Genomic DNA, 13,158 nt, shown 5'->3' with positions numbered 1-13,158 from the left:
GGCTTGCCTGCGATAGCGGTCTGTCAGGCCTGCGCCAATTCCGCATGCTCATCCGCATTCAACAGCTCTTTATCCGTCTGCTGCATGATCTGGCTGGTAATCGCCCCCGCCGTCATCGAACCGTTCACGTTCAATGCCGTACGGCCCATGTCGATCAGCGGCTCAACCGAAATCAGCAGCGCCACCAGTGACACCGGCAAGCCCATCGCCGGCAGCACGATCAGCGCGGCAAACGTCGCACCGCCGCCCACGCCCGCCACACCGGCCGAACTCAAGGTCACAATCGCCACCAGGGTCGCGATCCACAGCGGGTCCAGCGGGTTGATACCCACGGTCGGCGCAACCATCACCGCCAGCATCGCCGGATAAAGGCCGGCACAACCGTTCTGGCCAATCGTCGCGCCAAACGAGGCGGCAAAGCCGGCGATGGACTGCGGGATCCCCAAACGACGGGTCTGCGCTTCAATGCTCAGCGGAATGCTCGCGGCGCTGGAGCGGCTGGTGAAGGCGAACGTCAGCACCGGCCAGACCTTGCGGAAGAACCGCAGCGGGTTGATCCCGGCCAGCGACAGCAGCAGGCCATGCACCACAAACATCAGGCCCAGGGCCAGGTACGACACCACCACAAAACTGCCGAGCTTGATGATGTCTTGCAGGTTGGAACTGGCGACCACTTTGGTCATCAGCGCCAATACGCCGTACGGGGTCAGCTTCATCACCAGGCGCACCAGGCGCATCACCCAGGCTTGCAGGGTGTCGATGGCGTTGAGGACTTTCTGGCCTTTTTCCACGTCATCCTTGAGCAGTTGCAGCGCGGCAACCCCAAGGAATGCAGCGAAGATCACCACACTGATGATCGACGTCGGCTTGGCCCGGGCCAGGTCGGCGAACGGGTTCTGCGGGATGAACGACAGCAGCAGTTGCGGGATATTCAGGTCGGCGACCTTGCCCGCGTAATCACTCTGGATCACTTGCAGGCGCGCCATTTCCTGGGTGCCGGCCACCAGGCCTTCGGCGGTGAGGCCGAACAGGTTGGTCAGGCCGATACCGATCAGCGCCGCAATCGCCGTGGTGAACAGCAGCGTGCCGATGGTCAGGAAGCTGATCTTGCCCAGGGACGAGGCGTTATGCAGACGGGCCACGGCGCTGAGGATCGAGGCGAACACCAGCGGGATCACGATCATTTGCAGCAACTGCACGTAACCGTTGCCGACCAGGTCGAACCAGCCGATCGAGGCCTTGAGCACCGGGTTGCCGGCACCGTAGATCGCGTGCAGCACCACACCGAAGATCACGCCGAGTACCAACGCAAACAAGACCTTCTTGGCGAGGCTCCAGTTGGTTCGACGGGTTTGTGCCAGGCCCAGCAGCAGGGCCACGAACACCAGTAAGTTGAGAATCAGGGGCAGATTCATTGAAGCTCCGTTGAGAAGGCAGCCAATCGCAGGAGCCTGCGATTGCGAACCGGCAAGCCTAACAGCTTGAAATATATTGATTTAATAACGTTATCGCATGGTGACTGTCGTTTTTGGAATAAGCGAATGACGCGCAGGCGTATGGCATTGGCGCGATCACGACGAAAGCGGTCGCGCTCGGGCGATAACTGTCATACAGATTTGTTAGCGTCGATGTCTTTCACTCAGGGAGAAAACGCACATGAAGCTAGCGCCGAAACTGTTTGCCGCCGCGCTGTGCCTGGGCCTTGCGAGCCAGGCCTTTGCCGCCACCGAGTTGAAACACTGGCCGGCGGCTGCCGCCAAGCAACTGGACACGATGATTGCCGCCAATGCCAACAAGGGCAACTTCGCGGTGTTCGACATGGACAACACCAGTTACCGCTACGACCTTGAAGAGTCGTTGCTGCCGTACCTGGAAAACAAGGGCCTGATCACCCGCGACACCATGGACCCTTCCCTGAAGCTGATCCCGTTCAAAGACACCGCTGACCACAAGGAAAGCCTCTTCAGTTACTACTACCGCCTCTGCGAAGTCGACGACATGGTCTGCTACCCGTGGGTCGCGCAGATTTTCTCCGGCTTCACCCTCAAGGAACTCAAGGGCTACGTCGACGAGATGATGGCGTCGGGCAAGCCGGTGCCGGTCACCTATTACGACGGTGACGTGGTCAAGAACATGGAAGTGCAGCCGCCGAAGGTCTTCACCGGCCAGGCTGAGCTGTTCAACAAGCTGATGGAAAACGGCATCGAGGTCTACGTGATGACCGCCGCGTCCGAGGAACTGGTGCGCATGGTCGCGGCCGATCCGAAGTACGGCTACAACGTCAAACCCGAGAACGTCATCGGCGTGAGCACCTTGCTCAAGGACCGCAAGACCGGCGAGCTGACCACCGCCCGCAAACAGATTGCCGCCGGCAAGTATGACGAGAAGGCCAACCTCGGCCTGGAGCTGACCCCGTACCTGTGGACCCCGGCCACCTGGATGGCCGGCAAGCACGCAGCGATCCTGACCTATATCGACGAGTGGAAAAAACCGGTGATCGTCGGTGGCGACACGCCGACCAGTGACGGCTACATGCTGTTCCATGACGTGGACGTGGCCAAGGGCGGCATCCACCTGTGGATCAACCGTAAAGACAAATACATGACCCAGCTCAACGGCATGATGGCCAAGCACGCTGCGGCCCAGGCCAAGGAAGGGTTGCCGGTGACGGCGGATAAAAACTGGGTGATCGTCAAGCCGGACGAGATTCAGTAATTACGGCTGGACTCGGTCAAAAATGTGGGAGCGGGCTTGCTCGCGAAGGCGGTGGATCAGCCAGCTTATTCAGTAACTGGCACACCGCAATTCGCGAGCAAGCCCGCTCCCACAGTTGATCTTCTTTGTTTGGGGAATTATCTCCAGACAAAAAAATGCCCCGCACATGGCGGGGCATTTTTATGGGCGAGGCTTACAGACCGTCAAGCATCGCCTTGTTACGCACAGCACCTTTGTCGGCACTGGTGGCCAGCAGGGCATAAGCCTTCAAGGCGGTGGTGACTTTGCGCGGACGCTTCTCCACCGGCTTCCAGCCTTTCTTGTCCTGCTCGACCCGGCGTGCCGCCAGTTCTTCATCGCTGATCAACAGGTTGATCGAGCGGTTCGGAATGTCGATCAGCACCTTGTCGCCATCCTGCACCAGGCCGATGGCGCCGCCCGCAGCAGCTTCCGGCGAAGCGTGGCCGATGGACAGGCCCGAGGTCCCGCCGGAGAAACGGCCGTCGGTCAGCAAGGCGCAGGCTTTGCCCAGGCCCTTGGATTTCAGGTACGACGTCGGGTACAGCATCTCTTGCATGCCCGGGCCGCCTTTCGGGCCTTCGTAACGGATGATGACGATGTCGCCTTCCTTCACTTCGTCAGCGAGGATGCCGCGTACCGAGCTGTCCTGGCTTTCGTAGATCTTGGCGCGGCCTTCGAACACGTGGATCGACTCGTCGACACCGGCAGTTTTCACCACGCAGCCATCCAGCGCGATGTTGCCGTACAGCACGGCCAGGCCGCCCTCTTTCGAATAGGCATGCTCGACACTGCGGATGCAGCCGTTTTCACGGTCGTCGTCGAGGGTTTCCCAACGGGTCGACTGGCTGAACGCGGTCTGCGTCGGGATGCCGGCCGGGCCGGCCTTGAAGAAGTGATGCACGGCTTCGTCAGTGGTTTGGGTGATGTCCCACTTGGCGATGCCTTCGGCGATGGATTTGCTGTGCACGGTCGGCAGGTCGGTGTGCAACAGGCCGCCACGGGCCAGGGAGCCGAGGATCGAGAAGATCCCGCCGGCGCGGTGCACGTCTTCCATGTGGTACTTCTGGATGTTCGGCGCGACTTTGCACAGTTGCGGCACGTGGCGCGACAGGCGGTCGATGTCCCGCAGGTCGAAGTCGATCTCGGCTTCTTGCGCGGCGGCCAGCAAGTGCAGGATGGTGTTGGTGGAACCGCCCATGGCGATGTCCAGGGTCATGGCGTTTTCGAACGCCTTGAAGTTGGCGATGTTGCGCGGCAACACCGACTCATCGTTCTCGGTGTAGTAGCGCTTGCACAGCTCGACGATGGTGCGGCCGGCCTGCAGGAACAGTTGCTCGCGGTCGCTGTGGGTGGCCAGTGTCGAGCCGTTGCCCGGCAAGGCGAGCCCTAAGGCTTCCACCAGGCAGTTCATCGAGTTGGCGGTGAACATGCCGGAGCACGAACCGCAGGTAGGGCAGGCGCTGCGCTCGTATTCCGCGACCTTCTCGTCAGAAGCGCTGGAATCGGCGGCGATGACCATGGCGTCCACCAGGTCGAGGCCGTGGGAGGCGAGCTTGGTCTTGCCGGCTTCCATCGGGCCGCCGGAGACGAAGATCACCGGGATGTTCAGGCGCAGGGCGGCCATCAGCATGCCGGGGGTGATCTTGTCGCAGTTGGAGATGCACACAATGGCGTCGGCGCAGTGGGCGTTGACCATGTACTCCACGGAGTCGGCGATGATCTCGCGGCTCGGCAGGGAATACAGCATGCCGTCATGGCCCATGGCGATGCCGTCATCCACGGCGATGGTGTTGAATTCTTTCGCTACACCGCCGGCGCGTTCGATCTCGCGGGCGACCAGTTGGCCCAGGTCCTTGAGGTGGACGTGGCCGGGTACGAACTGGGTGAACGAGTTGGCAATCGCGATGATCGGCTTCTTGAAGTCGTCATCTTTCATCCCCGTGGCGCGCCACAGTGCGCGGGCGCCGGCCATGTTGCGGCCGTGGGTGGATGTTTTCGAGCGGTAATCAGGCATTGGAGCACTCCGGGCGGCTAATCAAGTACTAAAGGGGAGTGAGCTTCTAATTGACGACTGGAACACCCGATAAATGGCCGTGTGTCCGGAAGTTGCCACTCGCGTCGCGGGATCGCCGCTTGCTTGGGCCTCGAGCTCATAAACCCGCCGGGGGATGACTGGCGATGAATAGGTCCGATTCTACACCGCTGGCGGCCGGAGGGAATGGCCGTCTACCTGTAGGAGCGAGCTTGCTCGCGAAAAACGTCAACGGTAACGCAGCGCTATCAGGTGGTCCGTGTCGTCTGTTGGTTTTTCGCGAGCAAGCTCGCTCCTACAGGGTTGCGTATTTCACAGCCACATGGCGTCCCAGAGCGGATAGTCGCCGATACGCTCAACCAGCCCTGCTCTTAATGGATTGGCGACGATGTATCGAGCTGTTGCTTTCAGGTCATCTTCCCGGCGTAGCGCCCGATCAAAGTAGCCCTTTTGCCAAAGTGTCCCGTGGCAACTCCTCGCTTTGTTAATGGCGTGGGCACTTCGCGACTTGGTAATCCGCATCAGTCTCGGCAAATCGCCGTTGTGCAATTCCACCAGCCAATGGAAATGGTCCGGCATCACGACCCAGGCCAGTGAGGTCGCCTCGCCGTCGTCCTGAGCCTTTCTGAATTCGCGAACAAGCAGGCGACCAATGCGCCAGTCCTGGAAGACCAGCTGTCGTTGATGGGTGACGGCGGTGAGCAGGTAAATGCGGCCGGATTCCGAATAGCGGCCTTTACGCAGCCGATGGGCGCTTTGCTGGGTGGACATTCCTTCGTCCTCTTCGTGTGGGTAGAAGAGAGACGGTAGGAGGCAACAGTGTCTATTGGCGTTTAAACACTGGTTCTGAATATGTCATGCCTTCTGTAGGAGCGAGCTTGCTCGCGAAGAACGTCAACGATAACGCAGCGCTATCAGGTGGCCCGTGTCGCCTATATGTTTTTCGCGAGCAAGCTCGCTCCTACAGTGGGAGTGGGAGAGCGTTAGCGTCCGACTCTGATGTTCGTCACTACGCCCCAAACGCTGAGCACGATGAAGCTGATGGCGATGGTCATCAGCAAGTTGTCTCCGGCTTGGGCGAGGGCGGCGCTGCTGACGGCGGCGGTGATGAACATGATGCTGTTGCCGGCGGACGCGGCGGTGCCGGCGCTGCTGGAGAACAGCAACATGGCCGCAGAAATCGCGGCGGGGCGTACCAGGGTCACGGCCAGGGCGCTGATCAGCATCGGGATCAGCAGGGTGATGGTGGTCATGGCCTCATAGCTGATCACCAGCGTCAGCAATACGCCTGCGATCCCCAGCAGGCCCAGCCCGAGGTTGATTTGTCGCGTGAGGGAGATATGTTTCTGCAGTGCAGTTGCTGCAACGCCGCCCAGCAGGTAGGCAACGCCATACACCATCAGCACTACCGCGTACTGGTATTCGGACAGCTTCAACTCATCCATGAAAATCAGCGGTGTCACGCTGATCAAGGCGAAGTAACACGCGAATACCAACGCGGCGATCCACCAGTAACGGATGAAGTCCCGGTTGCTTGCGATGGATTTCAGCGTGGCGATGATCGAAACAGGGGCTCTTTCAGGGCTGGCCGCCTTGGACGGCAATATCAGCCAGGCATGGATAAACATGCCTAGCGCCATCACCGCAAATCCATAAAAGCTGCCCTGCCAATCAAATGTGGTTTGCAGCCAGGAGCCGAGCAGCGGCGACAGCGCAACGAACGATCCGCTCAGGGTCATGTAGTAGATGCGGATGCGGGCGCGATCCTGCTCTTCGAAAAGGTCTTCAACCAGCGCATGGCCGAGCACAAAAAAGCCACAGCCGATGGCCTGGACGGCGCGAAACAGCAGGAAACTCGGGTAATTCGCCGCCAGTGCGCAGCCGATCGAGCCTAGGGTGGAAACCACGATGCACCCCAGCAGCACTTCCTTGCGCCCGAATTTATCTGAAAGCGGGCCGGCGATCAGTTGGGAAATCGCAAAAACCAGAGTGAACAGGCTGATGGATAAGGCGACCTCAGCAGTTGAGGTATCGAACTTCGCGGCCAGGGCTGGAAAGGAGGGCAGCAGGATATTGATCGGGAAGAAGCTGATCAGCGAGATGCAGGTGATGAGGATGAAGCGCGAGCGTTGTTGGCGTTTTACGTCGCCATGGGGTGGCGAATAAGAGGACTCAGACATTGTTTTTATTTTCCGGAGTAAAACCAGAAACCGATACTAGTCTGCGAAACGGGGAATTCAATCAAAAGTGTTGTGGGAGGCCAAGCCCATGATGGTGTGTGTTGCCGTTGTAGGAGCGAGCTTGCTCGCGAAGAACGTCAACGATAACGCAGCGCTATCAGGTAGCCCGTGTTGTCTATTCGTCTTTCGCGAGCAAGCTCGCTCCTACAGTTGATCCGGTTCCAATTGGGCGTTAGCTGTTCGGCAACAACCGGCAAGTAATGCTCTTGATATACCGGGTCTCGGCAATCGCCGGGTGCACCGGGTGGTCCGGGCCTTGGCCGCCGCGTTCCAGCATCTGGATGTTGCGATCCAGGTGACGGGCGCTGGTCAGCAGGATGTTTTGCAGGTCGTCTTCCGGCAAGTGCATCGAGCACGAAGCGCTGACCAGGATGCCGTCCTTGCTGAGCAGGCGCATGGCTTGCTCGTTCAGGCGGCGGTAGGCGCCTTCGCCGTTCTTCATGTCTTTCTTGCGCTTGATGAAGGCAGGCGGGTCGGCCACGATCACGTCGAAACGCTCTTCGCTGGCTTTCAGCTCTTTGAGGGCTTCGAACACGTCGCCTTCGATGCAGGTCATTTTCTCGGCAACGCCGTTCAGTGCCGCGTTGCGCTCCACGCCGTCGAGGGCGAAGGCGGAGGCGTCGACGCAGAACACTTCACTGGCACCGAAGGCGGCCGCTTGCACGCCCCAGCCGCCGATGTAGCTGTACAGGTCGAGTACGCGTTTGCCTTTGGCATACGGGGCCAGGCGAGCGCGGTTCATGCGGTGGTCGTAGAACCAGCCGGTCTTCTGGCCCTGGATCACCGGCGCTTCGAACTTCACGCCGTTTTCTTCGAGGGCAACCCACTCCGGCACCAGGCCGAATACGGTTTCGACGTAGCGGTTGAGGCCTTCGGCATCACGCGCGGCGGAGTCGTTCTTGAACAGGATGCCGCTTGGCTTGAGCACTTGGGTCAGTGCGGCGATCACGTCTTCCTTGTGGGCTTCCATGGTCGCCGAAGCGATCTGCACCACCAGGATGTCGCCGAAACGGTCGACCACCAGGCCCGGCAACAGGTCGGAATCGCCGTACACCAGGCGGTAGAACGGCTTGTCGAACAGGCGGTCACGCAGGGACAGGGCCACGTTGATGCGGTGCACCAGCAGCGATTTGTCCAGCGGCAGCTTGATGTCGCGGGACAGCAGGCGGGCGCAGATCAGGTTGTTCGGGCTCATGGCCACGATGCCGAGGGTCTTGCCGCCGGCTGCTTCCAGGATCGCCTGGTCGCCTGCCTGGAAGCCGTGAAGAGGTGTGGCGGCCACATCGATTTCGTTGCTGTAGACCCACAGGTGGCCGTTGCGCAAACGACGATCGGCGTTGGCTTTGAGACGCAGGCTTGGCAGGGACATGACGTCGCTCCGGAAAAAAGAGCGGGAGTATACCGTGTTGTGCGGTACTTGGCGGCGCCGCCGGACATGTGGGAGCGGGCTTGCTCGCGAAAGCGGAGGATCAGTAAACCCATTCGGTGGCTGACACACCGCTTTCGCGAGCAAGCCCGCTCCCACATTCGGTCCGGTTTCAGTTCGGGTTTTTGAGGTGTCAGCCTGGTTGCCATAAAGGTTAGAATCGCCGCCTAGTCCAGAGTGTGCCCCCTATGTCCCAAGAGCTATCCGCCGAACAGATCCAACAGAGCCTCCAAGGCATCAGTGTGCCGCCTCAACCGCAAATCATGGTGGATTTGCAGATGGAGCAGTACATGCCCGATCCGGACCTGGAAGTGATCGCCCGGTTGATCGCCCAGGACCCGGGCCTCTCCGGCTCGCTGCTGAAGATCGTCAATTCGCCGTATTACGGTCTGAGCAACAAGATCGTCTCGATCCAGCGCGCGGTGAACCTGCTGGGCAGCCGCTCCATCGTCAACCTGATCAACGCGCAGTCGATCAAGGGCGAGATGAGCGACGACACGATCGTCACCCTCAACCGTTTCTGGGACACCGCCCAGGACGTGGCCATGACCTGCCTGGCCCTGGCCAAGCGCACCGGCAGCCAGGCGGTCGATGAAGCCTACGCATTGGGGCTGTTCCACGATTGTGGCGTGCCGTTGATGCTCAAGCGTTTCCCGAACTACATGAGTGTGCTGGAAGAGGCCTATGCCAACGCCGGCCCGGAGTGCCGTGTGGTCGACACCGAGAACCAGGCGTTCAACACCAACCATGCCGTGGTGGGTTACTACACCGCCAAATCCTGGCGCCTGCCGGAACATGTGACCGATGCCATCGCCAATCACCACAATGCCCTGGCGATTTTCAGCGACGAGTCCAACCAGAAGCCGCAGCTGAAAAACCTGCTGGCGATCCTGAAGATGGCCGAGCACATTTGTGCGTCGTACCGCGTGCTGGGCAACCAGGTGGATGACCATGAGTGGAACGCCATCGGCCCGCTGGTGCTGGACCATATCGGCCTGTCGGACTACGACTTCGAGAGCTTGAAGTTGTCGATCCGCGAGCTGGGCGCGCACTAACCCTTTTTCCAAGAGGTACACATGCCCGAGTTACCGGAAGTCGAAACCACCCGGCGCGGAATTGCGCCGCACCTGGAAGGCCAGCGGGTCAGCCGTGTGGTGGTGCGTGAGCGGCGCCTGCGCTGGCCGATCCCGGAAGACCTGGATGTGCGGCTGTCCGGGCAACGGATCGTGCTGGTGGAACGGCGGGCCAAGTACCTGTTGATCAATGCCGAGGTCGGCACCCTGATCAGCCACTTGGGCATGTCGGGCAACCTGCGCCTGGTGGAGGCCGGCAGCCCGGCGGCCAAGCATGAGCATGTGGATATCGAGCTGGAGTCGGGCCTGGCCCTGCGCTACACCGACCCGCGACGCTTTGGCGCGATGCTCTGGAGCCTCGACCCGCTGAACCACGAGCTGCTGATCCGCCTGGGGCCGGAGCCGTTGACCGACCTGTTCGACGGCGAGCGGCTATTCCAGCTGTCCCGTGGACGCTCGATGGCGGTGAAGCCGTTCATCATGGACAACGCGGTGGTGGTGGGCGTGGGCAATATCTATGCGACGGAAGCGCTGTTTGCCGCCGGGATTGATCCGCGCCGGGAAGCCAAGGGCATTTCCCGTGGGCGTTACCTGAAGCTGGCGATCGAGATCAAACGCATCCTGGCGGCGGCCATCGAGCGCGGCGGCACCACGCTGCGGGACTTTATCGGTGGCGACGGACAGCCGGGGTATTTCCAGCAGGAATTGTTCGTCTATGGCCGTGGTGGCGAGGCGTGCAAGGTCTGTGGGACCGAATTGCGCAACGTGATGCTGGGGCAGCGGGCGAGTGTGTTTTGCCCGAAGTGTCAGAGCTGACAATTTGTGGTGCTGCTGATGGCCTCTTCGCGAGCAAGCCCGCTCCCACATTCGACCGAGTTCCACCTTTGGAATGCAGTGGAATGTGGGAGCGGGCTTGCTCGCGAAGGGGCTTAATGAAGCGCCAAGGGACTTAGGCCTTCCCGGTAATCAACCGGTACTTCTCCATCAGTTGCTCTTCCGTTTCCGGATGAGCCTCGTCCAGCGGAATGCAATCCACCGGGCAAACCTGCTGGCACTGGGGTTCGTCGTAGTGGCCGACACACTGGGTGCACAGGTTGGGGTCGATCACATAGATCTCTTCACCCTGGGAAATGGCAGCGTTCGGGCACTCGGGTTCGCAGACGTCGCAGTTGATGCAATCGTCGGTGATGATCAGGGACATGGAAACTCCTGCCAGGGCTGTCAGCCAAGGCATCTGAAAACTAATGCGCGCAATTGTGCCGCATTGGCGCCCCTGTGGCGAGGGGGCTTGTCCCCCGTTGGGGCGCGAAGCGGCCCCGAATCAGGCGAACGGGTTTTACCTGAAACTACGCGGCGTCTTTATTGGGGCTGCTTCGCAGCCCAACGGGGGACAAGTCCCCTCGCCACAGACAAGCCCCTCGCCACAATAAGCCCAAAGACCAGAATTACTTCTTGAAGCGCAACGTCAGCGCATCCGCCACAGCCGGGTGCACGAACTTGGTGATATCCCCGCCCAACGCCGCGATTTCCCGGACCAACGTCGAGGAAATGAACGAATAACGTTCCGAAGGCGTAAGAAACAGGCTTTCCACGTCCGGCGCCAGTTGGCGGTTCATGTTGGCCAGCTGGAATTCGTATTCGAAATCCGACACCGCCCGCAGGCCGCGCAGGAACACATTGGCGTTCTGTTCCTTGGCGAAGTGCGCCAGCAGCGTCGAGAAGCCGACCACTTCAACGTTGGGCAGATGCTTGGTGACCTCACGGGCCAGCTCCACGCGCTGTTCCAGGGGAAACAGCGGGTTTTTCTTGGGGCTGGCAGCGACCGCGATAATCACATGGTCGAACAAGCGCGAGGCGCGTTCGACCAGATCGCCATGGCCCTTGGTGATTGGGTCGAAGGTACCTGGGTACAACACTCGGTTCATCGCGTCGTCCTGGCGGAGTCCGTTGGGGAACCGGATGGTATCGCAGCCATCCCGGTCGGCCAAGTCAACTTATTCAGAAGAAAGCACTATAGACACCGCGAATACCCGGTTTTTTCAGGCCGTTTTCAGACGTTCGGCCAATGCCGTCGCCAGTTGCGCCGTCAATCCATACACCGATAACTGCGGGTTAGCGCCAATGCTGGTGGGGAATAGCGAGCCATCGTGGATCGACAAGTTGCGCAGTTGATGATGGCGCCCAAGGCTGTCGGCCACGGCGTTTTTCGGTTCTTCCCCCATCGCGCAACCGCCCATTACATGAGCGCTGCCGAGCCGGGTTCGGTGCAATTCGAGGTTCAACCCGTCGATCATGCTGCGGGCTTCAGCCAAGGTGTTCACGTAGCGCGCATCGCCGTGCAGCGGCATCACCGACTTGGCGCCGCCGGCAAACTGAATCTCCGCCATGCTGTGGAATGCCCGGCGCAGGCCGTCCCAGGCGTAGGGCGAAACCTGATAATCGAGCACCGGTGTGCCATCGCCGCGTAATTCGACTGTGCCACCCGGGCTGTCGGGGTGGAAGCCGTCCCGCAGCAGCGCCAGCATGGCGTGGGTTTTCGGCAGTTGACCCATGTCCAGCGCGTTCTGCGTGCCGTAGCCGCCGAGCAAGGTGCTGGCCAGGCCCGGATGCAGTGGCGGTACTTCGAGCTTGTAGGACATTTTGCCGGTAGTGCCGTCCTGCCATTGGAAGTGATCGGAATAAATCGACTGCGGCGCGCCGTAGAACGGGTTGATCACCTCGTCGAACAACCCGGCGGAAAAATTCACCAGGTGTAAAAAGGTTCGCTTGCCCAGGCGCGAGTGGGGATCGGGTGCGTCCGAGCGCAGCAGCAGCGCCGGGCTGTTGATGCCGCCGCCGGCCAGTACGTAATGCTTGGCTTTGACTGTGATCTTGCGGCCGGTGGGTGCCACGCAAAACTGATCCATGGCCACGCATTCGAGGCTGGTGATGGTGTCGCCGCTGAACTTCAGGCGTTCGGCGCGGGCCAGGTACAGCAGCTCGCCGCCTTTCTCCAGGGTGGACGGAATGGTGGTCACCAGCATTGATTGCTTGGCGTTGACCGGGCAACCCATGCCGCAATACCCCAGGTTGAAACAGCCGCGCACATTGCGCGGGATCACGTGCCAGCTGTAGCCAAGCTTTTCGCAGCCCTTGCGGATCACGTCATTGTTGGCATTCGGTGGCATGGCCCAAGGCGCGATGCCCAGGCGTTGTTCCATTTTTTCGAACCAGGGCGCCATCTCGGCGCTGCTGTGGCCCTTGACCGCGTATTCGCTGGCCCAGTGGGCGAGGGTCGGGTCCGGGGTGCGGAAGCTGGAGGTCCAGTTGATCAGCGTGGTGCCGCCGACCGCTCGGCCCTGCAGGATGGTGATGGCGCCGTCCTTGCTCATGCGCCCGATGCCTTCCTGATACAGGCTGGCGTAGGCCTCGTCCTCCAGCAGCTTGAAGTCGTTGCTGGTCTTCAACGGGCCTTCTTCGATCAACAGCACCTTGTAGCCGGCGGCGCTGAGGATTTCGGCGGTGGTGCCGCCGCCGGCACCGCTGCCGATGATTGCGACGTCAGCCTCCAGGGTCAGGTCCTGGTCGAGGGCGGCGCCATTGTGGGTCTTCCAGCCGCGGGCCATGCCATCGCGGAACAGATCAGGTACGGGCATCAGGGTCGTCTCTTGT

General features: G+C 60.7%; 11 protein-coding genes. 3 read left to right on the top strand and 8 right to left on the bottom strand.

Translation table 11 applies throughout. The features are described 5' to 3' along the window. Nucleotides 1–23: 23 nt before the first annotated feature. Complete coding sequence (locus HYE77_RS06190) at nt 24–1,415, bottom strand: L-cystine transporter (RefSeq protein WP_003213804.1); 1,392 nt, start codon at nt 1,413–1,415, stop codon at nt 24–26. A gap of 241 nt (nt 1,416–1,656) precedes the next feature. Here HYE77_RS06190 and HYE77_RS06185 point away from each other — a divergent pair, with 241 nt between their 5' ends. Then, nucleotides 1,657–2,715 carry a phosphorylcholine phosphatase gene (locus tag HYE77_RS06185; RefSeq protein ID WP_003213803.1) on the top strand — a complete coding sequence of 353 codons (1,059 nt, stop codon included), beginning with the start codon at nt 1,657–1,659 and terminating at the stop codon, nt 2,713–2,715. 193 nt (nt 2,716–2,908) lie between these two features. Here the strand turns inward: HYE77_RS06185 and ilvD are convergent, their stop codons facing one another. The 4 genes from ilvD to HYE77_RS06165 all read right to left on the bottom strand — a co-directional run bounded on the left by ilvD (nt 2,909) and on the right by HYE77_RS06165 (nt 8,377). Beyond that, a complete protein-coding gene (gene ilvD / locus HYE77_RS06180) occupies nt 2,909–4,750 on the bottom strand; it encodes a dihydroxy-acid dehydratase (RefSeq protein WP_003213802.1) in 1,842 nt (613 codons plus the stop codon). A gap of 330 nt (nt 4,751–5,080) precedes the next feature. Further along, nucleotides 5,081–5,539 (bottom strand): transposase, encoded by a 459-nt coding sequence (locus tag HYE77_RS06175; protein WP_177068564.1) that lies wholly within the window; start codon nt 5,537–5,539, stop codon nt 5,081–5,083. Nucleotides 5,540–5,751: 212 nt separating this feature from the next. After that, nucleotides 5,752–6,948, bottom strand: coding sequence for an MFS transporter (locus tag HYE77_RS06170; RefSeq protein ID WP_003213800.1), 1,197 nt, complete (start codon nt 6,946–6,948; stop codon nt 5,752–5,754). 232 nt (nt 6,949–7,180) lie between these two features. Next, complete coding sequence (locus HYE77_RS06165; RefSeq protein WP_003213799.1) at nt 7,181–8,377, bottom strand: class I SAM-dependent rRNA methyltransferase; 1,197 nt, start codon at nt 8,375–8,377, stop codon at nt 7,181–7,183. A 299-nt stretch (nt 8,378–8,676) separates the two neighbouring features. Here HYE77_RS06165 and HYE77_RS06160 point away from each other — a divergent pair, with 299 nt between their 5' ends. Continuing rightward, nucleotides 8,677–9,489: an HDOD domain-containing protein gene (locus tag HYE77_RS06160; protein WP_174717803.1), complete on the top strand. Its 813-nt coding sequence runs from the start codon at nt 8,677–8,679 to the stop codon at nt 9,487–9,489. A gap of 21 nt (nt 9,490–9,510) precedes the next feature. Continuing rightward, a complete protein-coding gene (gene mutM, locus HYE77_RS06155) occupies nt 9,511–10,323 on the top strand; it encodes a bifunctional DNA-formamidopyrimidine glycosylase/DNA-(apurinic or apyrimidinic site) lyase (protein ID WP_008438968.1) in 813 nt (270 codons plus the stop codon). A gap of 133 nt (nt 10,324–10,456) precedes the next feature. On the opposite strand, the gene HYE77_RS06150 is transcribed toward mutM, so the two are convergent. From HYE77_RS06150 to HYE77_RS06140, 3 genes are all read right to left on the bottom strand, one after another. Next, nucleotides 10,457–10,708 carry a YfhL family 4Fe-4S dicluster ferredoxin gene (locus HYE77_RS06150; RefSeq protein ID WP_003213796.1) on the bottom strand — a complete coding sequence of 84 codons (252 nt, stop codon included), beginning with the start codon at nt 10,706–10,708 and terminating at the stop codon, nt 10,457–10,459. Nucleotides 10,709–10,952: 244 nt separating this feature from the next. Further along, entirely contained in the window at nt 10,953–11,432 is a 480-nt protein-coding gene (gene coaD, locus HYE77_RS06145; protein ID WP_003176711.1) for a pantetheine-phosphate adenylyltransferase, read from the bottom strand. A gap of 114 nt (nt 11,433–11,546) precedes the next feature. After that, nucleotides 11,547–13,142, bottom strand: a complete 1,596-nt coding sequence (locus HYE77_RS06140; protein WP_134327474.1) for a GMC family oxidoreductase — start codon at nt 13,140–13,142, stop codon at nt 11,547–11,549. Between the last annotated feature and the right edge of the window lie 16 nt (nt 13,143–13,158).

The organism is Pseudomonas sp. IPO3774 (assembly GCF_013386835.1).
Taxonomy (GTDB): Bacteria; Pseudomonadota; Gammaproteobacteria; order Pseudomonadales; family Pseudomonadaceae; genus Aquipseudomonas.
This window is presented reverse-complemented; position numbering and strand designations above follow the sequence as displayed.

Coding starts and splice junctions, on each gene's coding strand:
- HYE77_RS06140 (WP_134327474.1), bottom strand. CDS start 13,142: ATGCCCGTACCTGATCTGTTCCGCGATGGCATGGCCCGCGGCTGGAAG.
- HYE77_RS06175 (WP_177068564.1), bottom strand. CDS start 5,539: ATGTCCACCCAGCAAAGCGCCCATCGGCTGCGTAAAGGCCGCTATTCG.
- HYE77_RS06150 (WP_003213796.1), bottom strand. CDS start 10,708: ATGTCCCTGATCATCACCGACGATTGCATCAACTGCGACGTCTGCGAA.
- coaD (WP_003176711.1), bottom strand. CDS start 11,432: ATGAACCGAGTGTTGTACCCAGGTACCTTCGACCCAATCACCAAGGGC.
- HYE77_RS06185 (WP_003213803.1), top strand. CDS start 1,657: ATGAAGCTAGCGCCGAAACTGTTTGCCGCCGCGCTGTGCCTGGGCCTT.
- HYE77_RS06190 (WP_003213804.1), bottom strand. CDS start 1,415: ATGAATCTGCCCCTGATTCTCAACTTACTGGTGTTCGTGGCCCTGCTG.
- HYE77_RS06170 (WP_003213800.1), bottom strand. CDS start 6,948: ATGTCTGAGTCCTCTTATTCGCCACCCCATGGCGACGTAAAACGCCAA.
- HYE77_RS06165 (WP_003213799.1), bottom strand. CDS start 8,377: ATGTCCCTGCCAAGCCTGCGTCTCAAAGCCAACGCCGATCGTCGTTTG.
- mutM (WP_008438968.1), top strand. CDS start 9,511: ATGCCCGAGTTACCGGAAGTCGAAACCACCCGGCGCGGAATTGCGCCG.
- ilvD (WP_003213802.1), bottom strand. CDS start 4,750: ATGCCTGATTACCGCTCGAAAACATCCACCCACGGCCGCAACATGGCC.